This is a genomic window from Shewanella violacea DSS12, from assembly GCF_000091325.1.
Taxonomy (GTDB): Bacteria; Pseudomonadota; Gammaproteobacteria; order Enterobacterales; family Shewanellaceae; genus Shewanella; species Shewanella violacea.
This window is the reverse complement of sequence record NC_014012.1, coordinates 2,653,665-2,676,516: the sequence shown is the minus strand read 5'-3', so window position 1 is coordinate 2,676,516 and position 22,852 is coordinate 2,653,665. Positions and strand designations below refer to the sequence as shown.

The following is a 22,852-nucleotide window of genomic DNA, read 5'->3' as shown; positions in this document are numbered from 1 at the left end:
ACTTTCTGATTGTCTTCAATTTAAATAACTTTGGCTCCCCGGACTGGACTCGAACCAGTGACATACGGATTAACAGTCCGCCGTTCTACCAACTGAACTACAGGGGAAACGTTAAAGCTACTCGTCGTTGAAGACGGAGCGCATATTAAATCGCTCTTGCTGATGAGTCAACTCAGAGAAGAAAAAAAAGTGTAATTATGCTGTTAAGTGCTCATCTAATGTTCGTCCTGACGTGGAATTGCTCATATTGCTGCTTGGATGAACGATTTTTAAACTGACAAAAAACGGTTTAATGTTAGGTTCCATGTTTTTACTGAGTTATTAATTTGTTTTAGGCCAAATAAATGGCCTGAATTTACTCATTAGCTCTTTAACCTGCCAATAAGAATGAATCTGTAGCTGATTTTTATAAGTTGAGACAATGTTAGAGGTGGGGAGTGAAAGAGTTCGGATAAGGAGTTATCTTCTCTTATGATAAAAGCAGACAATAGTGTCATCGAGCTCAGATTAATATTCAGATAATAGTCTTGGTATATGATACTGACTTACATATGTAGCAAAATTACATCAAAAGCCTTTTAAAAGTCGCTTTCATCAAAATCTGTTAAACCCCCGCAGGGTATGGGCTGGGTTGAGTTATCCACTAAATCTGTGGATAAGCCTGTGGGTTAACTATTGAAATGTGTTTCAAAGCCTGATGAATAGCGGGTTGAACTTAAAATCGTCAAAAAAATAACCCTTGAATAAACTCCTTTCAAAACATACTCATAGTAATTGCAAGTATTTATTAGTAGGCCGGGGTGCACCCTAGCTAAAATGTAAGTACAAGGACAGATTCTGTTGTGAATTAATTCGGCAGTTTGATTAAAAACTCGCTTAAGTATTAATCTTTTCTACTGTTTTTAATGTATGTTTTAAAATTTCATAAAAAATAAATGGAAATGTCATTATTTTCTGCTAATGCTTTAGTGCAAATAATGAGTCTCTGGGGATTAAAGTGTCCGTTATCTCATTATTGTTCCAATTTATTTCGACTGAAATAAATATATCTCATCTTTATTCACACGAGTCCCTTAATTGGTTTAAAATACTGCGCTGCTTAAAAAAGGAACTCGGTTAGTGACAGAATCAATATTTCGGCTGGAATCAGATTATTCGCCTGCAGGCGATCAACCTAAGGCGATAGCTAAGTTGGTTGATGGCATTGAATCAGGCCTTGCGACTCAGACTTTACTCGGGGTTACAGGCTCAGGTAAAACATTCACCATTGCGAATGTTATCAAGAAGATGGGCAGGCCGACTATCATAATGGCCCCCAACAAAACCTTGGCGGCCCAGCTATACGGTGAGATGAAAGAGTTTTTCCCTCACAACGCTGTAGAATATTTTGTTTCTTACTATGATTATTATCAACCCGAGGCATACGTTCCCTCCACCAATACTTTCATAGAGAAAGATGCATCGGTGAATGCACATATCGAGCAGATGCGTCTATCAGCCACAAAAGCACTCCTCGAAAGAAAGGATGTGGTGTTAATCGCCTCGGTATCTGCAATTTATGGCTTAGGAGACCCCGAGTCTTATTTGAAGATGTTGCTGCACCTTAGGGTAGGTGATTTCATGGGGCAAAGGGATATTCTCATACGTCTCAGTGAACTCCAATACAAACGGAACGATATAGCGTTAGATCGTGGTACTTTTCGAGTCCGAGGCGAAGTGATTGACATATTTCCTGCAGATTCAGACAAGAATGCGATTCGTGTTGAGCTTTTTGATGATGAGATTGAGCGGTTAAGCCTGTTCGATCCGTTAACTGGGCATATTATAAAGCGTATCGCCCGGATAAGTGTGTATCCCAAGAGTCACTATGTCACTCCCAGAGAGAAAATTATTGCAGCTACTGAAGAGATAAAAGTAGAGCTGCGAGAACGTAAGCAGCAATTGCTGGACAATAATAAATTGATCGAAGCCCAACGTATATCTGAGCGAGTTCAATATGACTTAGAAATGATGGTGGAGTTAGGTTACTGCTCAGGTATTGAAAACTATTCACGATACCTATCCGGTAGAGCCACAGGAGAGGGCCCACCGACACTGCTGGACTATTTGCCCGATGATGGCTTGCTGATCATAGATGAATCTCATGTCACTGTGCCTCAAATCGGTGCCATGTATAAAGGTGACCGCTCCAGAAAGTCTAACCTAGTGGAATATGGCTTTCGTCTGCCTTCTGCACTGGATAACCGTCCTCTCAAATTTGAAGAGTTCGAAGATTTGATGCCGCAAACTATTTTTGTCTCCGCAACTCCGAGTCAATATGAGATCGATAAATGCGATGGAGAAATTGCTGAGCAAGTGGTAAGGCCTACTGGCTTACTGGATCCTGAAGTCGAAGTCAGACCCGTGGGGACACAGGTCGATGATCTGCTCTCTGAAATAGGTAAAAGGATTAAGGTCGATGAGCGAGTCTTGGTAACTACGTTAACAAAACGCATGTCGGAAGACTTAAGTGAATATCTTGATGAGCATGGGATCAAGGTAAGGTATCTGCATTCAGATATCGATACGGTTGAAAGAGTAGAGATTATTCGTGATCTTCGTTTGGGGGTCTTCGATGTGCTGGTAGGCATTAACTTACTCCGTGAAGGCTTGGATATGCCGGAAGTATCACTGGTGTGTATTCTAGATGCTGATAAAGAGGGGTTTTTACGCTCCGAACGCTCGTTAATTCAAACTATGGGCCGCGCAGCCCGAAATATTAATGGCAAGGTGATCTTGTATGCCGACCGCATCACTAAATCCATGGCGGCAGCTATGGGGGAAACGGATCGACGCCGCAAGATGCAGCATCAATATAATCTCGATAACGGTATTACGCCTAAAGGCGTCGTGAAAAAAATTACCGATGTTATGGATGTGGGTGAGAGAGATAAAGGCATCTTAGGTGATTACTCCAGTCTTAACGTTGCACAAAACAGGGCTAAATATGTCGTCCAGGATGCGGCAAGTTTAAGTCATCAAATTGATGCACTGGAGAAGCAGATGCACGAACATGCTAAAAACTTAGAGTTTGAACAGGCTGCGGCGGTAAGGGATCAGGTATTGAAGCTCAGAGATGCATTTATTAAAGCGTAAAAAGAGATGTGTTGATTGCAGCGTAATTTGACAGCAGCAAGACATTTATCCGTCTTGCTGCTTTCTTTGAAATCCATTCTATGCAGTTTATCTGCCGCCTTGTCTACCGTGTGTCGACTCGTAACCTAGACCAAGCGCTAACAGCGTAAATCATTATGAAGATTATTATGCCACTGATAACGCCGACAAGATGGGCTTCAGTTGCGACTCTCGCCCCTATCATCTCAGAGACTTCCTGACTGGCACCATAAATCTGCTCATTGGCAACTTTGATGATGACACCAACAAGCAGTAGATAACCTGATTTTAATCCTGTGGTGATGTCTTTTATTGCGCCGTAGGTGAACAATCCATGGAGCATTCCACTCAGGCCAACATATCCGATCAAACCTGGGTAAAACAGGTATAAACCTATACCTTGAAGCAGACAACAGAGCCCGAAGAGCAAGGTGAAAAGCAGTAAACGATAATGCGTGTGGTGGAGCAGCACTATCACCCAGAGCCCAGCCAGATTCATGAGTAAATGCCAGGCATTAGTATGCAGTAAATTGCCAGTCAGTAGCCGCCAATACTCACCATCACCTATTTCTAGTCTTCTGTAAGCTAAGGTGTCTGCAAGATTTAAGCAATAGAGTCCTATGCATAGAATAGTAACCAGTGTCACTAAGCTATAGCTCGATGATAGCCATCGCTTGATTGTTGCGGAGGTAATAAGTGGCATCCTTATTAAGCTGTTTTTGCGGCTAAATCAAACTGTACTTGAGTTTTGTTGCTTAAGTAGTCATCTAGACCAGTTTGTCTTAACAGGCAAGCAGGGCAGGTACCACAGCCAGAACCTAGGATATTGTTATAACAGGTTAAGGTCTCATCTCGGACTAAGGCTAAGCAATTATACTTGTCGGCAAGGGCCCAGGTTTCAGCTTTATTTAACCACATCAAAGGCGTAACCAACTCAAGCTCTATGTCCATTCCCTGAACTAATGCCGATGCCATAGCTTTGACAAAATCATTACGGCAATCGGGATAACCTGAATAGTCAGTTTCACATACTCCGGTGATCACGGCCTCTGCACCCAGCTGATAGGCAAAAATTCCGGCTAAGGTAAGAAACAAGATATTACGCCCTGGTACAAAAGTATTGGGTAATCCATTGTCCATAAGGGTATTTGACACAGGAATATCGTCGCGGGTGAGTGCCGAAATGGCTAACTCGTTTAACATGGTCACATCGAGAACCTTATGACTCGCTAAACCAAGGCGCTTACCTAAGTCCTTAGCGACTTCAATTTCCTGGCTATGGCGTTGTCCATAATCGAAGGTGATACCGTGGACCTCATCATATTGCTCGAGTGCCTGAATTAAACAGGTAGTTGAATCTTGTCCACCACTAAAAACGACGACTGCTTTTGACATATTGACCACTAAAGTATTTAAATTGTCGCCATTTTAACTGACAGTCTCTCGCTTGTATAATACCACTTGTATCAGTATCGACTTTTTACTGGCTATTGAGTGATGTTAAAGCTTGCCTGTACAGCCAAAATACACTATAAATGCCGCCCATCCTTGTAGAGGTAGACCATGAAGTATCCAGTTAATGAAGTTTTTGAGACCATCCAAGGGGAAGGTTTTTTTACCGGCGTACCCGCTATCTTTGTAAGACTTCAAGGATGCCCGGTTGGATGTTCATGGTGTGATACTAAGCATACATGGGATGTGCTTGAGAAAAATCGAGTCGCCCCAGAGCTGGTGATACAGGTTGATGGAGAGATAGGTCGTTGGTCCGAGTTGACCGCTGAAGCACTTATTAACTCTTTTATACGCAAAGGCTTCAGTGCGAATCATGTGGTGATCACAGGCGGAGAGCCATGTATCCATGATCTGACAGAATTAACATCACAGTTAAATAGCCAAGGTTACGCAACTCAAATTGAAACCAGTGGTACATTTGAGGTTATCTGTTCAGATAAGACTTGGGTCACTGTGTCACCTAAGGTCAATATGAAAGCGGGTATGGCAGTATTGACCCAGGCACTGGAGCGAGCAGATGAAATTAAGCACCCGGTAGCCACGTCCAAACATATTGATGATTTGGATGAATTGCTCGAGGGGATTGAACTTGATGGTAAAACAATCTGCCTGCAGCCCATTAGTCAGAAACCAAGGGCAACAGAGCTAGCGATGAAAACCTGTATCGAGCGTAACTGGCGTTTATCGATACAGACTCATAAATACCTCAATATAGATTAATCTAGCCGTAGCGCTTAGGTCGCAAACTTGCATGATACTTAAGCGCTAACCAATGTCACATCAAACTTGTTAAATCTGTTCTCCAATTCCTCGAAAACATCTATATTATTTTAAGCTCATTCAAGCTCATTCAAGCTCATTCAAGCCAATCTCATTCAGTTTGCAATATTTGGTGCTTAAGTTAGCTGGCCGATGACATCAAAACTCTTGAGTTTATTTTCACACTCACTGAGATCGCCTATCTTGTCTTTAACTTACTCAGGTTCACAGTCAGGATCACAGTACTTGGCGTCTAAGTTAATTGGCCGGTGACATCAAAACTCTTGAGTTTATTTTCAAACTCGCTGAGATCGCCTATGTTTTCTTTAATCCACTCTGGGTTATAGTAAGTGTCCAGATAACGTTCTCCTGAATCGCACAGTAAAGTGACTAGTGAGCCTGTTTCGCCCTTAGCATGCATCCTGGCTGCTATCTGCAATACACCATATAGGTTGGTTCCGGTCGATGCTCCGGCTTTACGGCCGATAAGCTTCTCTAGCCAGTAGATGGTTGCCACGGATGCGGTATCAGGTATCTTCTCCATATGATCGATAACCCCAGGTATGAAAGAAGGCTCGACGCGCGGTCTACCAATGCCTTCAATCTTACTGCCGCTGGCTAAGGTGATCGAGTTGTCGCCCTTGGTGTAGTAATCATAGAAAACTGAGTTGTCAGGATCCACTACACACAGTTGTGTATCCAGTTGTTGATAACGAATATAACGCCCGATTGTTGCCGATGTGCCACCAGTTCCAGGGCTCATCACAATCCACTTAGGTATAGGGTGGGGCTCTCTGGTCATCTGCTCAAAGATAGAATTAGCAATATTGTTATTGCCTCGCCAATCTGTCGCCCGCTCAGCGTAAGTAAATTGATCCATGTAATGGCCCTTCAATTCACTGGCTAGACGTTCTGATTCCCCATAGATTTCATTGGAATGTTCGACAAAATGACACTTGCCACCGTAAAACTCAATTTGTTGCACCTTCTTCTTTGCCGTGGTGCGAGGCATAACAGCGATAAAGGGTAAGCCTAATAGTCGGGCGAAATAGGCTTCTGATATTGCCGTGCTCCCCGATGAGGATTCTATGACTGTGGTCCCTTCACTAATCCAACCATTACATAATGCATAAAGGAAGAGTGAACGAGCCAGTCTATGTTTCAAACTTCCTGTTGGATGAGTACTTTCATCTTTCAGATAAATGTCGATCCCGGCAAGTAGCGGAAGGTCTAACTTAATTAAATGTGTGTCAGCGCTACGCTGATAATCAGCGTCTATGATTGCGATTGCCTGATTTACCCAAGAAGATGCCATGCTGCCTCTGATATTTGAAGGTGAATATAAAGGAATGTAGCAGATATTAACTAAATTGAATTCATCGTGAAAGTTGAATTTGAGGCTGGGTAACAGACTTACAGAGAATATATGGGTTTTACATTGGGAAATTTACAAAACTAACTGAGAAAATAGGGCAGATATAGATGGGATTACTTGTATACAGAAAAAGTGGTGGAGGGAGAAGGATTCGAACCTTCGAAGGCTGAGCCGTCAGATTTACAGTCTGATCCCTTTGGCCACTCGGGAACCCCTCCACATTTTCTTTTTCTACTAATATCATTCAAGAGTGAGTTATAACCCTGGATAAGATTAGCTTTTACTTGTACTTGTCTAACTATAGGTGAAGCAAAGATGGTGGAGGGAGAAGGATTCGAACCTTCGAAGGCTGAGCCGTCAGATTTACAGTCTGATCCCTTTGGCCACTCGGGAACCCCTCCACATTTTATCTTCTGACTAAAATTGTTCTAGAGTGAGTAATAACCCTAGATAAGATTAGCTTTTACTTGTACTTGTCTAACATAGGTGAAGCAAAGATGGTGGAGGGAGAAGGATTCGAACCTTCGAAGGCTGAGCCGTCAGATTTACAGTCTGATCCCTTTGGCCACTCGGGAACCCCTCCACATTTTATCTTCTGACTAATATTGTTCTAGAGTGAGTAATAACCCTAGATAAGATTAGCTTTTACTTGTACTTGTCTAACATAGGTGAAGCAAAGATGGTGGAGGGAGAAGGATTCGAACCTTCGAAGGCTGAGCCGTCAGATTTACAGTCTGATCCCTTTGGCCACTCGGGAACCCCTCCACATTTTATCTTCTGACTAATATTATTCTTGAGTGAGTAATAACCCTAGATAAGATTAGCTTTTTACATGTCTAAAGTCGGTGAAATAAAGATGGTGGAGGGAGAAGGATTCGAACCTTCGAAGGCTGAGCCGTCAGATTTACAGTCTGATCCCTTTGGCCACTCGGGAACCCCTCCACATTTTATCTTCTGACTAATATTATTCTTGAGTGAGTAATAACCCTAGATAAGATTAGCTTTTTACATGTCTAAAGTCGGTGAAATAAAGATGGTGGAGGGAGAAGGATTCGAACCTTCGAAGGCTGAGCCGTCAGATTTACAGTCTGATCCCTTTGGCCACTCGGGAACCCCTCCAGATATCTTTATTTTCTTTCTTTAGTGCAAATGGTGGAGGGAGAAGGATTCGAACCTTCGAAGGCTGAGCCGTCAGATTTACAGTCTGATCCCTTTGGCCACTCGGGAACCCCTCCTCAATTGCGGCGGCAATAGTAGTCACAAACTCCATCAGAGTAAAGCCTCATTTTAAAAAAAAGCTAAAGTTCTGATTCAAGCGGTCGATTAACTATCAACGAGTTGATTTATTGATGTTTATTTATGCAACCGAGTTCAGTTTTAGTAAATGAGTCACAATTAGGCACTAGGCTTAATCATGCGATAGATAATGGTCGTCGGGGGGAGTTTGCCCTTTTATTGGCCTTATTATCTACAGATGCACGTGATATGGCTCAATTTCAAACTGATCAGCCAGCTAATAATAGTGATAAACGACTGCGAAAAAAGTTTGATATCGCAAATCCTCAGCAGTTAGTTACCGACCTTTCGGTGAATAATTCACCGATTGAGCATAGTCGAGTATTCAGAGAAGGTGGTGCTCGCGCTTTTCAATTGGCCCAGGCTATCCAAGCCGAAGCTTTGGTCACTCGAGGAAGTGAACCTGCTGAGATGTTAGAGGTGCTGATAAATTGTGATCTGTTAACTCGAGAAAAATTCACTAGGTCAAAATCGAACCAAGCTGGTTATGACGATTCAAGGGATCTCGATCCGCCTAATTTTGTTGATATTCTTTCTCAGCAAAGACAGATGAGTCAGATTATAGCTAGGTGTTAATGTGAGCTTCAATATTTTAAGTCATCAGTCGAGTGGACTGTTAATACCATTTTTATGAAGTTTTATGATAAGAGATTACCTTTTATTGTTGAAGTTTGAGGTATCTATCAATGCCTTCATAACATTGACGTATAATACTTGCTTATTATTCATTTTCGAGACCTATGTACCATGAAAAATATTCAGAATGCTCAATCTAGTTTAGTCAACGATACTTGCACTGATTGTGGTAGTTATGCCGATATTGGTGCCGTGATCGATGAACACGACAGACAATTAGTCGTCCACTTCACAGGGCCACAAGCTCAGGCTGAATCAGAATTGTTGACACAGAAAGTTAAAGCCAGATTTGAAGACGTTAATGTAGGGTCAGTGAGCCAGGATTCTGGCATTAGTCTAACGATTAATTTTTCCTTTAGTGCAGAAAAAATGATTTTTCAATTAGAAAATTCATTTTAGTTCTATGGCCATGTTGCTCAAAAGTTATATTGTGTGTAGGCTGATTGAAATAACAAATACTAATAATATTTTCAATAACTTTGATAGATTAGCCATCATCATATGAAGCTTTGAGTAAGTAATCTTGCTTACTTTTTTAGGGACATTCGTGAAGAAGCGTGAGTATCAAGATTTATTAGAGTGCATAGTTAACTCTAAAGAAAAACAAGAGGGTAATTTTCAGAAAACGGCGGAGTTGGCGACTGAGTTATTATGTCAGCAACTCGCTGTCACCTACGTAGGTGTCTGTATGCTCTCTTGTGAAGATAATCAAATTAGCGCGACCGCTAATTATGGTCCCTTGCTGCCTGTTGTGTATTCACGCCCCGCCCCCTTTGATTGTCCTGATTATATCGCTGAACTCAGAAACAAGTGTCTGATAGATATAAATGATGTGGACTCGGACCCTAGAGTCATAGAGATAGCTGATGCGTATTTCAAGCCTAAAGGGATAATGTCATCCCTAGATGTTGCCATAAGAATTAACGGTCATCTCGAAGGTATCTTATATTTAGAAAGAACATCGATAGCCCCTTGGTCCGATAGCGAGATTCATATCGCGACTCATGTGGCCGACCAACTTGCGCTGACTCTGGCGACCCACAATGCCTATGAAAACGATGAGAGATTAACTTTATTACTCAGTGCCGATGAAGAATCCGAGCAGGTGAGTATGTTGATTAACCTGAAATCAGATTTGATCGAATATGTAAACCAAGCCCATGAATGGCTATCCGGTATGCCTAAACGTCAAGTCATTGGACATTCATTCAAACAACTCGATTTTATTAAACAATATCCGCAACAGGCTAAAGGCATCCTAGAACAGGTGTCTATGGGAGCAGTGGCTAAGGGAGAAAGCCTAGTTGTGCGCTCTGATGGCAGGCAATACTGGCTCAGATATTCAGTTAAACAGTTTATCACCGAACGTGGCAATCATTACGCACTGGTTAAAGCCGATGATATATCAGATGAGAAGCAGTACCAGGCAAAATTAGAGCGTTTAGCCTGGCGTTGTGGTTTGACAGGACTCTATAATCGCAGCTATTTCAATAAAGAGTTAGAACACTGTAAATCAGGCCAATTGATCCTCATCGATCTCTGCGGCTTTAAACGTTTCAATGATACCTATGGTCATCAAAACGGTGACGAATTACTGATTGAAATCGCCAGACGTTTGAAGCATTTTGCTAATGTTAATAAAACCGAACACCTCGCTAGAGTGGGGAGTGATGAATTTGCGATAATTATTCCTACGCAAAATCAAGTGGATATGGACTACATCACAGCCAGGTTATACAGTCAGCTGACTCAGCCTGTTCATATAGGCCGTGAACAGATCCAAGCTAAACCGGCTCTGGCTATTGTAGATATTGAGTCTGTTGAAGACAGCTTTGTTCCCTTAGCTTGTGCCGATATCGCTTTGCAATACGCCAAGACAAAGCAAGGCGACAAAATCCAAGTATTTAATAATGCCTTACTCAATACCTTCAAAGAGGATGCGCAGATAGAGCGTGACTTACAAACCGCACTGAGAGGGAGAGAGTTTGAACTCTACTATCAGCCACTTAAAGATCTTAAGACCAGAACATATATAGGTGCAGAGGCATTGATCCGTTGGCACCACCCTAAGAAAGGGGTGCTGTATCCTGGTGCTTTTATCGACATTGCCGAGCAAACAGGCCTGATAAATGCCATTGGAACTTGGGTATTGGAAGCTGCATGTAGGCAACTCAATTTATGGCAACACCATCAAATTGATATTTCTATGCATGTGAATGTTTCCGCTCGCCAGTTCTTTAGCGGTAATCTTTTCGATCAGGTGTGGAACTTAGTGTCGCGCTATCGACTTCAACCCGGCTCGCTGATCCTGGAGATCACAGAGACAGAATTGATGGAAGACATAGATTATGCGACTAATTTATGTACTGAGCTCTCTGAGCTTGGCGTAGGGCTGGCTATCGATGATTTTGGTACTGGTTACAGTTCGATGCGTTATTTGAAACAGTTTCCCATCAGTAAGCTTAAAATTGACCGTTCATTTATTTCCGATCTTACAGTAAGTCGAGAGAGTCGTGAGATTGTGAGCGCCATTATTGCTATGGCTTCGGCGCTCAATATTTCCTTAACTGCCGAGGGGGTAGAGACTAAGGAACAGGAAGATTTCTTATCGGAACATAAGTGCCATCAGGCTCAAGGTTTCCTTTACAGTCCCGCCCTAAGAGAGTCTGAGTTTAGCCAGTTTTTATTCAAATCAAATCACGAGATGATTCACTAACGAGTGATTCAATTTATTGCTTAAAATGTCATATTTTAGCAAGAATCATCTTAATGCTTATAGACAACACTGTTTAAATTTCTTACCACTTCCACACAAACAAGCTTGGTTGCGTTTAGGAAAAATTGCATCGAACTGTTCTCCCTGGGTATATAACCACTCTCCGTCGACACACTTGAAATCAGATAGTTCGTGAATCGCATTTATACCTGCTTCATCTTTATACCAAGCCTGAAATTCAACTTGCCCATGCAAGCCAGTATTCGATACAGAGATTATTTCCAATGATAACCAGTGAGTTTCCGGGCTTTGGGCTAGTGTGCTGGCCGTGAGACCAAGTAAATATTTCGGATGATGAGTGGCTATCAAATAGTCATATAACTTAAGTACGAAGCCTGTGTATCGGCTGCGCATTAACTGCTCAGGACTGTCTGCCTTTTGGGAGTTAGTATGCAATCTCCCACAACAGTTTTGATACAAAAGTGCTGTGTTTTGCGGGCTATTACCACAAGGACAGATAATATTAAGGTTGTTAGTCATGGAGCTCGGACGTTAGAGGAGAAAAGTGACGACCATAATACAATTCTGGGGTGGGTTTTGCATTATAGTAAAATGGTGTGTCTGAACGATTATTGGTGTCGACGGTAAGATACCATTTTCCATTGGCATTCTTTCTGGAAACATTGACAAATTTCCCAGCAAATTCACTGATGGGTTCTTCGGCATCTTCAGCTGGATGAAAGCGGATCAGGTAGTAGCCGATATCTGTCGCATTATTGTTCTCCATTTGTCGCTCAATGACTCTAAAGTCGACCTCTATACGGGCTTGCTTGTGTTTAATCTTAACAAAAAACTTCTTATAAAGGGCTATGATGTTTTCTCGTCCCATAGTGATGCCCTTACTTTGGTTTTCAGGGACATAGCAAGCATCCTCGGCATAGATATTCTCAACTATTCCTGCATCTAATTGGTTAAATGCCTGTGAAAACTGGCGATATAATTGATTAATGGCTCTATTGTCTTCCGATTGTGCCATCGCTGGCTGTATCGTGCACAGAAAAGAGACAAGACTCACTAAGAGAACTTTTATTAATGACATTAAATTTTTTCAAATCTACAATTACTGATGTCACTATAATAGATGACCTTGATTATCTAAAGTTTTAGTTCTTAACAAAGTGTGTCCAGTGGATAAGGTGCTGTAGTGGAGAGTGTTGTACATATAAGAAGGGCGCTTTGAAATAGCGCCCTTAAAAGGTCATAATGTTAAGCTAATAGGCTTAAGCGATTAATCGCTAAAGGTAAAATAAAGGTCACCATCCACATTGGCGCTTTGCTTGAGTGTTTTGCTCATTTAACCAAACTTGTAACGGAGCGAAGTAATCGAGCACGGCGCTAGCATCCATCTCAGGGCTACCAGTGACCACTTTTAATGCATCAGGCCATGGACGGCTCAGTCCCATTTCTAACATGGTATTGAGTTTACTGCCTGCTGCTTTATTGCCATAAATACTACATCTATGAACTGGCCCTGTATCACCGGCAGTCTCACACAGGGACTTGTGGAATTGGAACTGTAAAATGTGGGCTAAGAAATAACGCGTATAAGGGACATTTCCTGGTACATGGTATTTAGCACCAGGGTCAAAATCAGCTTCACTTCTCTCGATGGGGGCCTTCACTCCCTGATATTTCTCTCTTAGATCCCACCAGGCTTGGTTGTACTGATCCGGGGTGATTTCACCACTGAACACTTTCCAGCGCCACTGATCGATCATCAAGCCGAAGGGCATAAAGGCAACTTTATCTAATGCTTGCTTGAGTAATAGGCCGATATCTTTCGATGCATCAGGGACTTCATCGAGTAAACCTATCTGTTTCAGGTAACTTGGGGTGATAGATAATGCAATCGTGTCACCTATAGCCTCATGAAAGCCATCATTAGCACTATTTTTGAAGATAAATGGCTGGTTTTTATAGGCACGTTGGTAATAGTTGTGACCTAACTCATGATGGATAACGGTAAAATCTTCAGCCGTTTTCTGAATACACATCTTGATCCGTATATCATCCAGGTTATCCAGATCCCAGGCAGATGCATGACACACTACATCGCGATCTTTAGGTTGGACGAACAAAGATCGCTCCCAGAATGAATCTGGTAGCTCATCGAAACCCAGTGAGCTGAAGAAGCTTTCGGCTTGTTTAACCATTTTGACTTCATCATAGTCATGCTCGGCAAGAAGCTGAGTCAAGTCATAACCCGGATCTGCATCTTGAGGTGAGACTTTATCATAGACATTGCCCCAACTCTGCGCCCACATGTTACCCAGTAAATGAGCCGGAATCGGCCCATTGGCCGGTACGACTTCATCGCCATACTCTTCATTGAGTTCGCCGCGGACATAACAGTGTAATGAATCATATAGAGGCTTAACTTGACCCCATAGCCTGTCCAGTTCATTGGAGAATTCATCGGGTTTCATGTCATATTGACTGCGCCATAATACAGACAAATCGGCGTAGCCCAGATCTTTAGCGCCTTCATTGGCTAATTCAACTTCACGCTGAAACAGAGGACGCATAGGTTTAGCTATTTCACGCCAACCTTGCCACACTTCGAGTAATAATTTAGGGTCACTGGATTCAGCCATGATTGCTGACAGCTCGGGTTGAGTTAAACAGCGACCGTCATCGAAACAATATTTTCCTTTACCGTACAATCCATTGAGCTGTGCACTTATTCCGGCAAGCTCGGCATTTTTTTCAGGGTCGAGAGGGGCGGGGAGTACCAAAGAACTGCGTAATATATTGAGTTTACGCAGACTAGTATCATCCAGTGCTAAATCGGTATATTGAGCGGCTTGAGTCGCGAGTCTCACCGAGGTTGCGGTGAGTTTTTCAGCCGCTGACGCTGAGAGGGCCGCCGTATCATCGGTAATGAAATTGCTGTAGATCCATTCGGCACGATTAATCTCGATGGAAAGATCGCTCAATGTTTGCTCAGATTGTATTAGGAATTGTTTAGCCTCTGAAGTTTTAGATGAAGCTGAGTTACTATCGTCATTTTTAGAGGAATTACAGGCAGATACCCCTATTGAAAGCGCAATGAGCAGCGAAAGACGTGAAAGTTTCGGCATTAGAAGTGACATTAATTCAGTTCCTTTGTTGTTTTTGTGTTGAGTATTCTAACTAAAAATCAGTTTTTTAAAAGTAGAAGGGAGTAAAAGAGGCGGAATGGCGTGTAAATCTAGCTGTAGCTTGTTATCTACTAATAATTTCGTTTGACAAAATGTGAACCAATGTTTAATTTAAACAAGTGTTTAAAATACGGCTATAAGGTCACGAAATGGCAAATCGCTCCGATACAAAAACAAGAATACTGGATGCTGCAGAAAAGTTATTTGCTGAGCGAGGTTTTTCTGAAACCTCCTTACGTCTGATCACCAGTAAGGCTGAAGTCAATCTTGCTTCAGTGAATTATCATTTTGGTTCAAAAAAAGAGTTAATACGGGCAGTTTTAGCGAGATATCTCGATGTTTTTATGCCTGCCGCCTCGTCTGAAATCTTAGCTTTACAGAGTCGTGACAAAGATGCCTCGCTGAATGATATTTTTTCGACCTTAGTCAAACCTTTGTTAGAGCTAAATGAACTAAGGTCCGAGGGCACCAGTACCTTCTTACAGCTACTGGGTAGAGGCTATATAGAGAGTCAGGGACATCTCAGATGGTTTATCACCACACATTACGGAGATCATCTGACTCCATTTGTAAAAGCTGTAGCAGACAGCGCTCCACATATTCCTCCCGCGGAGATGTTCTGGCGTTTACACTTTACCTTAGGTACTGTGGTCTTCACCATGGCTTCGGCAGATGCGTTAATTGAAATCGCAGCAGCAGATTTCGGTGAGCATAACGATATAGAAGCCGTTATCCGTAAAGTTATCCCTTATCTTTCAGCAGGCGTAGCGGTTCCAGTAATGGCTTAATCTCAGCTTTATAGAATAAAAGGTAAAATCATGACTCTGTTCATACTTGCACTCTTGATCATTATCGTGCTCTTTTGTGTTAAAAATATCAGGATCCAGTTCATCACCCGTCCTGCATTTTCATTTTTTAAGAAGGTTCTCCCGCCGTTATCTGATACTGAGAAGGAAGCGATGGAGGCCGGTGATGTCTGGTGGGAAGGTGAACTTTTCAGAGGTAAGCCTAACTGGGAAACCTTACATAGCTATGGCAAGCCTAAACTTACCGCAGAAGAGCAAGACTTTCTCAATAATCAGGTGATGACAGCACTGACCATGATCGATGATTATGACATAGTGCAAAACCGTAAGGATCTTCCACCTGAACTTTGGCAATATTTTAAGGATGAAGGATTTTTTGCTCTGATCATTCCTAAGCAGTATGGGGGCAAAGCTTTCTCTGCATATGCTAACTCGACCATAGTCAGTAAAATTGCCAGCCGCAGCGTCAGTGCCGCTGTTACTGTTATGGTGCCCAATTCTTTAGGTCCGGGCGAATTGCTCACTCATTACGGCACACAAGAGCAGAGAGAACATTGGTTACCTAAATTGGCCAGTGGTGAAGCTGTGCCTTGTTTTGCACTCACGGGACCTGAAGCAGGTTCCGATGCAGGTTCCATTCCCGATGAAGGTATCGTCTGTCGTCAAGAGTTTGAAGGCGAAGAGATTCTGGGTCTTAAGCTTAACTGGGATAAGCGTTACATTACCTTAGCTCCGGTGGCTACGGTACTCGGTCTGGCCTTTCAGATGCGAGATCCTGATGGCTTGTTAGGTGATAAAGTGGCTCTGGGTATAACCTGCGCCTTGATACCTACAGATCACGCCGGTGTGAAGATAGGGAATAGACATAACCCGCTCAACATGGCATTCATGAATGGCACGACTCAAGGAGAAGATGTCTTTATTCCATTAGATTGGATCATAGGGGGACCACAATATGCAGGCCGAGGTTGGCGCATGTTGGTGGAATGTTTATCTGCAGGTCGAGGGATATCATTACCGGCACTGGCAACGGCTGCAGGTCACACCGCAACGAAGACAACCACTGCATACACTTATGTCAGGCATCAGTTTGGCCTTTCTATCGGTAATTTCGAAGGTGTGCAAGAGGCGCTTGCCCGAATTATTGCCAACACTTACCAGTTGGAAGCGGCAAGACGCTTAACGACAACGGGTATAGACCTAAAAGTGAAACCATCGGTAGTCACGGCAATTGCAAAATATCATATGACTGAGATGAGCCGTGATGTGCTTAACGATGCCATGGATATTCAATCGGGTAAGGGCATTCAACTGGGCCCGAAAAACTACCTGGGTCACCCTTATATGGCGAATCCCATCTCAATTACGGTAGAAGGGGCTAATATCCTTACCCGTAGCCTGATGATATTCGGCCAGGGAGCGACTCGTTGCCATCCATATGTACTCGCTGAGATGGAAACTGCGGCAATGGATGACAAAGAAGCCGCATTGGAACGTTTCGATTCGCTGCTTCTGGGTCATATTGGTTATACGGTCCGTAATGCATTCAGTTCGGTGTTTTGTGCGTTAACGGCTAGTCGTTTTAATCAGACTCCTGTGAGCGGTGAGACTCAGCAATATTATAGGGACATGTCGAGACTCTCATCGGCGTTGGCATTTATGACCGATGTTTCCATGTTGATCATGGGTGGAGATCTTAAGCGAAAAGAGATGATATCAGCAAGAATGGGTGATGTGCTCAGTGAGCTTTATTTAGGTTCTGCAACATTGAAACTCTTCGAAGATAACGGTCGTCAGCATGATGATCTACCCGCGGTTCGCTATGTAATGGCTACCCGATTACAAAAAGCGGCTCAGGCTTTGGAAGGTACTCTACGTAATTTCCCTAACCGTCCAGTAGCTTGGCTGATGAGGGCACTTATATTTCCTCTGGGTAACCATTTTAATGGTGTGACTGACAAGATGGCCGTCACACTGGTTCAAGGCATGTCAAAGCCAGGACCTGCACGTGATCGTATTACCTTCTTATGTCCTGAATTTGAGGGAGATACCAGTGGGATTGCCGAAGTTGAAAGTGCCTTTATCGCACAGTTTAACTGTAGGCAGATCCATAAAAAGATAAAAATGGCCCAGCGAGGCGGTTCTTTACCTAAGAAGATGAGTAACTTGGCTTTATTTAAATTAGCCCACGAGACACTCATTATCGATGCGGTTGAGTTGGAGTCTGTGCTTGCTGCCGATAAGTTGAGATTGGCTGCAATCAATGTCGATGACTTTAGTTCATTGTAACTTCGATAGCTTAGATAATAAAAAGGACGCCTCGGCGTCCTTTTTGTTTATTGTCATAAACTGCTAGTGGAATCCCCAATAAAAAAGGGCACGCTTTCGCGTGCCCTTTTTATTCAATGATGAGGAATTAAGCGACGATCAATACCTTACTGGTATTGGTTCCGCCGATAGTTTCCATCGAATCACCTTTAGTCATTAGGACCATATCGCCACTCTTGAGGTAACCAGCAGCAGTTAGTGTTTCTAACGCTTTACGAGCAACATCTTCGGCACTGATATTAGTAGAGTCGAAATGTACAGCTTGTACACCGCGATATACAGCCATCTTGGCTAATGTCACTTCATGGCGTGACAAGGCAAAAATAGGCAAAGCTGAGCTGATACGAGACATCAACTGAGGAGTCGCACCAGATTCAGTTAATGCAATGATCGCCTTGATACCTTTAAGGTGATTAGCTGCATACATGGTCGATAGCGCAATCGTTTCTTCAACAGAATCGAAGCTTTGATCGAGTCTATGCTTAGAGACTTGTACACTTGGGTGTAATTCTGCACCAAGACAGACTTCAGCCATCGCCTTGACGGTTTCTTCCGGGAAGTCACCTGCCGCAGTTTCTGCAGATAGCATCACAGCATCAGTACCGTCGAGAACAGCATTAGCCACATCCATGACTTCAGCACGAGTTGGCATTGGGCTGGTGATCATAGACTCCATCATCTGAGTTGCTGTGATCACGCTCTTGTTAAGCTGACGAGCTCGCCTAATGAGTTTCTTCTGTACTGCAACAAGTGCTGGGTCACCAATCTCGACACCTAAGTCACCACGGGCAACCATGACGATATCGGATGCTCTGATCACATCATCCATAGCTTCGTCTGTCGCAACGGCTTCTGCGCGTTCAACTTTAGACACGATAAGTGCCTTACAGCCGGCTTTAAGGGCAAGTTCACGTGCATAATCAAGATCTGCACCCGTACGAGGGAAAGAAACCGCAAGATAATCAACTTGAATTTCTGCCGCTGTAAGAATGTCGCGCTTATCTTTCTCGGTTAGCGCTGCAGCAGATAGACCACCACCTTGCTTGTTGATGCCCTTGTTATTGGATAAGGGACCAGCAACTGTGACAGTTGTGTGTACCTTATTGCCGTCAACACTTTCGACTCTTAGCTGCACACGGCCGTCATCTAACATAAGGATATCGCCGATACAGACATCGTTTGGCAACTCTTTATAATCGATACCGACTTGCTTCTCATCGCCTTCACCCTTGGCAAGATCAGCATCTAAGATAAAGCTTTGACCTAGGTCTAGCTGAACTTTTTTGTTGTCTTTGAAGGTAGAGACTCGAATTTTCGGACCTTGAAGATCACCCAGAACAGCGACATGAACACCGAGTTCGGCGGCGATTCTGCGGGTATCTTTAGCTCGCTTAATATGGTCTTCAGCTGAGCCGTGGGAAAAGTTAAGACGAACAACATTTGCGCCTGCTTTAATTATGCGGCGTAAGTTGTCATCGCGATCGGTAGCGGGACCCAAAGTTGTTACGATTTTGGTTCTGCGGAACATGACATACTCCGTTAAGTTTAAAGAAATTCTGACACTATATTAACAGAGGTTCTGACATTGTGTAGGAAAATTACAAACAAAATGATCTAGAACAATATAATAACTTTATGGAGGAAAACTGAAATTTGGGGGTTTAATGGCAGTACAAAGGAAGTTGTACTGCCGGGGAGGCAAAGAAAGTCTGTTACATTATAGAATCTTTGTCGATTCTGGATTCTTTTAACACTTCTTTCACCCGCTTTAAGCTCTCTCTGAATCTAGGTCCACGGCGTAAAGTAAAGCCGGTTGCTAATACGTCAATGACAACCAATTGAGCTAAGCGAGATGCCATAGGTAAATACATATCCGTATCTTCAGGAACTTCCATGGTTATAGGCAGTGTGCATTCAATTGATAGTGGTGAGTCTAGGGTTGTTATGCCTATTACAGCAGCGCCATTTTCACGGGCTATCCTAGCTATATCAATCATAGACTTGGTTCTGCCTGTGTGTGATATAAGCACGATAACGTCGCCTTCTCCACTGTTGATACAGCTCATACGTTGCATCAAAACGTCATCAAAACAGATGACGGGAACATTGAATCGAAAGAACTTATTCTGCGCATCATGAGCCACTGAGGCTGAGGCACCTAGACCAAAGAAAGAAATTTTCTTCGCTTGGGTCAGTATATCGACGGCCTTGTTGATAGCAGTCGTATCTATGCTCTGCCTGGCGGTATCGAGAGAAGCCATTGATGATTCGAATATTTTTGTTGTATAGGACTCAGGAGTGTCATCTTCTTCCACATGACGGCTGACATAGGGTGTCCCGTTAGCTAAACTTTGAGCTAGGTGGAGTTTAAAATCCGGAAAGCCCTTGGTGTCTAAACGACGGCAGAAGCGGTTAACTGTGGGTTCACTCACGTCGGCCATCTTAGCCAGAGTGGCAATACTTGAGTGGATCGCCGTCTGTGGAGAAGCCAAAATGACTTCAGCAACTTTCCGCTCTGATTTACTAAAATGTGTGAGGCTTTTTTGGACCTTTTCTAGGGTATTCATATGCGTACGTCCACTCGAAAAAAAATATGTAATTTTATTGTTTTTTTCTGTCATTTTTGAAAGCTTCTTTAAATTGAGAAACTTGACTGCTATGACGGATTATAACTTGAGTTAGATTAAAAGTTTCTACTATATATAGTCATTTAATCACGAAAAGCATACCAGATTATAGGCTTGTATGCCTAGTTAACTAATAGGTGCTATTTTCAAATTTAAGATGCAATTAACAAATTCTGTTGTTATATTACAACATACACGTGAAATTCATATCGATTCGATTGAACACGGTGACATTAGGAGATTGAGAAGCTATGGGCATAACAACACCAGGAGCCAAAGCTTGTGATTTTGTCTTGTTTGGTACTAAAGGTGATTTGGCGCGGCGTAAATTACTTCCTTCTTTATATCAGTTAGACAAAGCTGGGTTACTGAATGTCGACACTAAAGTAATTGGCGTAGCTAAAGATGCTTTCACTCAAGAAGAATTTAAAGCGTTAGTCGATAAAGCCCTGAAGACCTTTGTAAAAGAGGATCTTTGTCAGGAGACTGTCGAGCGCTTCTTACTACGATGCCATTATATAGGGACGAACTTTACTGAGTCTGAAGGTTACAAACCTTTCCATGACATACTCGAGCCCGAGAAAAGGGTGATGGTCAGTTATTTTGCGACGCCGCCAGTGATCTTCGGTGATATCTGTCGCTGCCTTAATGAGCAAAAATTAATCTATCCTGATTCACGTGTCGTATTAGAAAAACCCATAGGTTACGATCTCGAATCTTCTAAAATCATCAACGACAATGTTTCTGCCTTCTTCAATGAAAATCAAATTTACCGTATCGATCACTACCTAGGTAAAGAAACCGTTCAGAATCTGATCACACTTCGTTTTGCCAATTCATTGTTTTCCTCTAAATGGGATAACCGAACCATAGATCATGTACAGATCACGGTTGCTGAAGAGGTAGGTATCGAAGGCCGTTGGGGGTATTTCGATAAAGCAGGTCAGATGCGTGACATGATCCAGAATCATCTGTTGCAGGTACTGACTCTTGTAGCCATGGATCCTCCGGTTAACCTAGATGCCGACAGTATACGTGATGAGAAAGTGAAAGTGCTCAAATCACTTCGTCCTATCAATTCAGATAATATCTATGAGAATACGGTTCGCGGTCAATACGCCTCTGGATTCTTGCAAGGTTCACCGGTTCCCGGTTATCTGGAAGAGGAGGGCGCCAATACTCAGTCTAATGCTGAGACGTTCGTTGCCTTAAGAATTGACATCGATAACTGGCGTTGGGCCGGAGTACCATTCTATCTTCGCAGTGGTAAACGTATGCCAGCCAAGAGTTCTGAAATTGTCGTTTATTTCAAGAACCCACCTCATAACCTTTATAGCTCAAGCTATAGGAACTTACCGCCAAATAAATTGACGATTCGACTTCAGCCCCACGAAGGTGTCGAAATTCAGATGATGAATAAGGTTCCGGGTCTTGAGCAAAAGCAAAGAATACAGACCACCAAACTCGATTTAAGCTTCTCCGAGACCTTTAAAAATGAGCGTATCGCAGATGCCTATGAGCGTCTGTTACTCGAAGCTATGTTGGGTAATCAGGCACTATTTGTCCGTCGGGATGAAGTGGAACAGGCTTGGACTTGGGTCGATGGAATCATTCAAGCTTGGGAAGAAAGCAACGAGAAGCCAAAACCCTATCCTGCTGGCAGTTGGGGCCCAGTGGCATCTGTTGCCTTGATAGCTAAAGACGGCCGTTCTTGGGACGAGTAAGAGGATTAAGTCATGATTAAAGAAAGTGTGTTCAAATCGTTTGATGATAAGACAGCATTGGAAAACCAGCTGGCTGAGCGTATTGCTAAGCAACTACAGGAAGCGGTAGATACCCGCGGTCAGGCAAGTCTGATTGTGTCTGGTGGCTCGACCCCGGTAAAACTCTTTCAACTGCTTAGTCATAAAAATGTTGAATGGAGTGAGGTGTATATCACTCTCGCCGATGAACGTTGGGTCGACAATGACTCTGATGCTTCTAACGAGAAGCTTGTCAGGACTCACCTGTTACAAAATAAGGCTCATACCGCCAAATTTCGTGGTCTTAAAAATATGTTCTCTTCTCCGGAAGAGGGTTGTGCGATGGCTATCGAACAACTGGCTAATTTCTCTAATCCGTTCGATGTCGTCGTTCTGGGAATGGGTAATGACGGACATACTTGCTCTTGGTTCCCATGCTCTAAGGAGATAGAAGAAGCCTTGTCGACAGAGAAGTTATGTGTGGCTGTTAATCCAGGTTCTGCACCTAATCCAAGGCTGTCTCTGTCAAAGACGGCGATCTTGGCTAGTCGCCAAATCTATCTACATATAGTCGGTGAGAAGAAGCTATCAGTTTATCGCCAAGCGCTTGAAAATGAAGACGCTAACACTATGCCTATCAGAGCCGTATTGGCACAACATAAGACACCAGTGGACGTTTACTGGAGCGCTTAAGGAGTTATT

17 protein-coding genes and 8 tRNA genes are annotated in these 22,852 nt (G+C 43.0%); 9 read left to right on the top strand and 16 right to left on the bottom strand.

Going from position 1 to position 22,852, the window contains the following annotated elements; all coding sequences use genetic code 11:
- Positions 1–31: 31 nt before the first annotated feature.
- Positions 32–107: transfer RNA gene (locus tag SVI_RS11060), tRNA-Asn, on the bottom strand.
- Between the two features lie 1,012 nt (positions 108–1,119).
- Here SVI_RS11060 and uvrB point away from each other — a divergent pair.
- On the top strand, positions 1,120–3,135 hold the full coding sequence (uvrB, locus tag SVI_RS11055; protein ID WP_013051608.1) for an excinuclease ABC subunit UvrB: 2,016 nt from the start codon (positions 1,120–1,122) through the stop codon (positions 3,133–3,135).
- A 103-nt stretch (positions 3,136–3,238) separates the two neighbouring features.
- Here the strand turns inward: uvrB and rrtA are convergent, their stop codons facing one another.
- Together rrtA and queC are read right to left on the bottom strand one after the other, a co-directional pair.
- Entirely contained in the window at positions 3,239–3,856 is a 618-nt protein-coding gene (gene rrtA, locus SVI_RS11050) for a rhombosortase (RefSeq protein ID WP_013051607.1), read from the bottom strand.
- A gap of 5 nt (positions 3,857–3,861) precedes the next feature.
- Complete coding sequence (queC, locus tag SVI_RS11045; protein ID WP_013051606.1) at positions 3,862–4,548, bottom strand: 7-cyano-7-deazaguanine synthase QueC; 687 nt, start codon at positions 4,546–4,548, stop codon at positions 3,862–3,864.
- Positions 4,549–4,716: 168 nt separating this feature from the next.
- Here queC and queE point away from each other — a divergent pair, with 168 nt between their 5' ends.
- Positions 4,717–5,385 carry a 7-carboxy-7-deazaguanine synthase QueE gene (gene queE, locus SVI_RS11040; protein WP_013051605.1) on the top strand — a complete coding sequence of 223 codons (669 nt, stop codon included), beginning with the start codon at positions 4,717–4,719 and terminating at the stop codon, positions 5,383–5,385.
- A gap of 292 nt (positions 5,386–5,677) precedes the next feature.
- Here queE and SVI_RS11035 read toward each other — a convergent pair whose 3' ends face one another.
- The 8 genes from SVI_RS11035 to SVI_RS11000 form a co-directional block, all read right to left on the bottom strand.
- Positions 5,678–6,739 carry a PLP-dependent cysteine synthase family protein gene (locus SVI_RS11035; RefSeq protein WP_013051604.1) on the bottom strand — a complete coding sequence of 354 codons (1,062 nt, stop codon included), beginning with the start codon at positions 6,737–6,739 and terminating at the stop codon, positions 5,678–5,680.
- Between the two features lie 193 nt (positions 6,740–6,932).
- Positions 6,933–7,017 (bottom strand) — tRNA-Tyr (locus SVI_RS11030).
- 98 nt (positions 7,018–7,115) lie between these two features.
- Positions 7,116–7,200, bottom strand: a tRNA-Tyr gene (locus tag SVI_RS11025).
- 97 nt (positions 7,201–7,297) lie between these two features.
- A tRNA-Tyr gene (locus SVI_RS11020) sits at positions 7,298–7,382 on the bottom strand.
- Between the two features lie 97 nt (positions 7,383–7,479).
- A tRNA-Tyr gene (locus SVI_RS11015) sits at positions 7,480–7,564 on the bottom strand.
- 92 nt (positions 7,565–7,656) lie between these two features.
- Positions 7,657–7,741, bottom strand: a tRNA-Tyr gene (locus SVI_RS11010).
- A 92-nt stretch (positions 7,742–7,833) separates the two neighbouring features.
- Positions 7,834–7,918 (bottom strand) — tRNA-Tyr (locus SVI_RS11005).
- 31 nt (positions 7,919–7,949) lie between these two features.
- Positions 7,950–8,034, bottom strand: a tRNA-Tyr gene (locus SVI_RS11000).
- 124 nt (positions 8,035–8,158) lie between these two features.
- Here SVI_RS11000 and SVI_RS10995 point away from each other — a divergent pair.
- The 3 genes from SVI_RS10995 to SVI_RS10985 all read left to right on the top strand — a co-directional run bounded on the left by SVI_RS10995 (position 8,159) and on the right by SVI_RS10985 (position 11,447).
- A complete protein-coding gene (locus SVI_RS10995) occupies positions 8,159–8,671 on the top strand; it encodes a VC2046/SO_2500 family protein (RefSeq protein WP_013051603.1) in 513 nt (170 codons plus the stop codon).
- 171 nt (positions 8,672–8,842) lie between these two features.
- Positions 8,843–9,130, top strand: a complete 288-nt coding sequence (locus tag SVI_RS10990; protein WP_013051602.1) for a DUF406 family protein — start codon at positions 8,843–8,845, stop codon at positions 9,128–9,130.
- Positions 9,131–9,278: 148 nt separating this feature from the next.
- Positions 9,279–11,447 carry a sensor domain-containing phosphodiesterase gene (locus tag SVI_RS10985; RefSeq protein ID WP_041419886.1) on the top strand — a complete coding sequence of 723 codons (2,169 nt, stop codon included), beginning with the start codon at positions 9,279–9,281 and terminating at the stop codon, positions 11,445–11,447.
- Between the two features lie 57 nt (positions 11,448–11,504).
- On the opposite strand, the gene SVI_RS10980 is transcribed toward SVI_RS10985, so the two are convergent.
- The 3 genes from SVI_RS10980 to SVI_RS10970 form a co-directional block, all read right to left on the bottom strand.
- Positions 11,505–11,987, bottom strand: a complete 483-nt coding sequence (locus tag SVI_RS10980) for a YchJ family protein (protein WP_013051599.1) — start codon at positions 11,985–11,987, stop codon at positions 11,505–11,507.
- Positions 11,980–12,546 carry a YybH family protein gene (locus SVI_RS10975; protein WP_041419885.1) on the bottom strand — a complete coding sequence of 189 codons (567 nt, stop codon included), beginning with the start codon at positions 12,544–12,546 and terminating at the stop codon, positions 11,980–11,982. Before SVI_RS10975 ends, SVI_RS10980 begins: the two co-directional genes overlap by 8 nt.
- 214 nt (positions 12,547–12,760) lie before the next feature.
- Positions 12,761–14,599 (bottom strand): M2 family metallopeptidase, encoded by a 1,839-nt coding sequence (locus SVI_RS10970; protein ID WP_013051597.1) that lies wholly within the window; start codon positions 14,597–14,599, stop codon positions 12,761–12,763.
- 197 nt (positions 14,600–14,796) lie between these two features.
- Here SVI_RS10970 and SVI_RS10965 point away from each other — a divergent pair, with 197 nt between their 5' ends.
- Both SVI_RS10965 and SVI_RS10960 read left to right on the top strand, forming a co-directional pair.
- Positions 14,797–15,435, top strand: coding sequence for a TetR/AcrR family transcriptional regulator (locus tag SVI_RS10965; protein WP_013051596.1), 639 nt, complete (start codon positions 14,797–14,799; stop codon positions 15,433–15,435).
- Positions 15,436–15,465: 30 nt separating this feature from the next.
- Positions 15,466–17,742: an acyl-CoA dehydrogenase gene (locus SVI_RS10960; RefSeq protein WP_013051595.1), complete on the top strand. Its 2,277-nt coding sequence runs from the start codon at positions 15,466–15,468 to the stop codon at positions 17,740–17,742.
- A gap of 127 nt (positions 17,743–17,869) precedes the next feature.
- Here the strand turns inward: SVI_RS10960 and pyk are convergent, their stop codons facing one another.
- Positions 17,870–19,309 carry a pyruvate kinase gene (pyk, locus tag SVI_RS10955; RefSeq protein ID WP_013051594.1) on the bottom strand — a complete coding sequence of 480 codons (1,440 nt, stop codon included), beginning with the start codon at positions 19,307–19,309 and terminating at the stop codon, positions 17,870–17,872.
- Positions 19,310–19,493: 184 nt separating this feature from the next.
- On the bottom strand, positions 19,494–20,348 hold the full coding sequence (locus tag SVI_RS10950; RefSeq protein WP_013051593.1) for a MurR/RpiR family transcriptional regulator: 855 nt from the start codon (positions 20,346–20,348) through the stop codon (positions 19,494–19,496).
- 311 nt (positions 20,349–20,659) lie between these two features.
- On the opposite strand from SVI_RS10950, the gene zwf reads away from it, so the two are divergent.
- Both zwf and pgl read left to right on the top strand, forming a co-directional pair.
- Entirely contained in the window at positions 20,660–22,132 is a 1,473-nt protein-coding gene (gene zwf / locus SVI_RS10945) for a glucose-6-phosphate dehydrogenase (RefSeq protein WP_013051592.1), read from the top strand.
- Between the two features lie 12 nt (positions 22,133–22,144).
- Entirely contained in the window at positions 22,145–22,843 is a 699-nt protein-coding gene (gene pgl / locus SVI_RS10940) for a 6-phosphogluconolactonase (RefSeq protein ID WP_013051591.1), read from the top strand.
- Positions 22,844–22,852: the final 9 nt, after the last annotated feature.

What these genes read in the sequence shown, in the direction of transcription:
- SVI_RS10960 (WP_013051595.1), top strand. Translation starts at nt 15,466, where the DNA reads ATGACTCTGTTCATACTTGCACTCTTGATCATTATCGTGCTCTTTTGT.
- SVI_RS10995 (WP_013051603.1), top strand. Translation starts at nt 8,159, where the DNA reads ATGCAACCGAGTTCAGTTTTAGTAAATGAGTCACAATTAGGCACTAGG.
- pyk (WP_013051594.1), bottom strand. Translation starts at nt 19,309, where the DNA reads ATGTTCCGCAGAACCAAAATCGTAACAACTTTGGGTCCCGCTACCGAT.
- rrtA (WP_013051607.1), bottom strand. Translation starts at nt 3,856, where the DNA reads ATGCCACTTATTACCTCCGCAACAATCAAGCGATGGCTATCATCGAGC.
- SVI_RS10970 (WP_013051597.1), bottom strand. Translation starts at nt 14,599, where the DNA reads ATGTCACTTCTAATGCCGAAACTTTCACGTCTTTCGCTGCTCATTGCG.
- SVI_RS10990 (WP_013051602.1), top strand. Translation starts at nt 8,843, where the DNA reads ATGAAAAATATTCAGAATGCTCAATCTAGTTTAGTCAACGATACTTGC.
- SVI_RS10965 (WP_013051596.1), top strand. Translation starts at nt 14,797, where the DNA reads ATGGCAAATCGCTCCGATACAAAAACAAGAATACTGGATGCTGCAGAA.
- SVI_RS10980 (WP_013051599.1), bottom strand. Translation starts at nt 11,987, where the DNA reads ATGACTAACAACCTTAATATTATCTGTCCTTGTGGTAATAGCCCGCAA.
- SVI_RS11035 (WP_013051604.1), bottom strand. Translation starts at nt 6,739, where the DNA reads ATGGCATCTTCTTGGGTAAATCAGGCAATCGCAATCATAGACGCTGAT.
- queC (WP_013051606.1), bottom strand. Translation starts at nt 4,548, where the DNA reads ATGTCAAAAGCAGTCGTCGTTTTTAGTGGTGGACAAGATTCAACTACC.
- pgl (WP_013051591.1), top strand. Translation starts at nt 22,145, where the DNA reads ATGATTAAAGAAAGTGTGTTCAAATCGTTTGATGATAAGACAGCATTG.
- zwf (WP_013051592.1), top strand. Translation starts at nt 20,660, where the DNA reads ATGGGCATAACAACACCAGGAGCCAAAGCTTGTGATTTTGTCTTGTTT.
- SVI_RS10950 (WP_013051593.1), bottom strand. Translation starts at nt 20,348, where the DNA reads ATGAATACCCTAGAAAAGGTCCAAAAAAGCCTCACACATTTTAGTAAA.
- queE (WP_013051605.1), top strand. Translation starts at nt 4,717, where the DNA reads ATGAAGTATCCAGTTAATGAAGTTTTTGAGACCATCCAAGGGGAAGGT.
- SVI_RS10975 (WP_041419885.1), bottom strand. Translation starts at nt 12,546, where the DNA reads ATGTCATTAATAAAAGTTCTCTTAGTGAGTCTTGTCTCTTTTCTGTGC.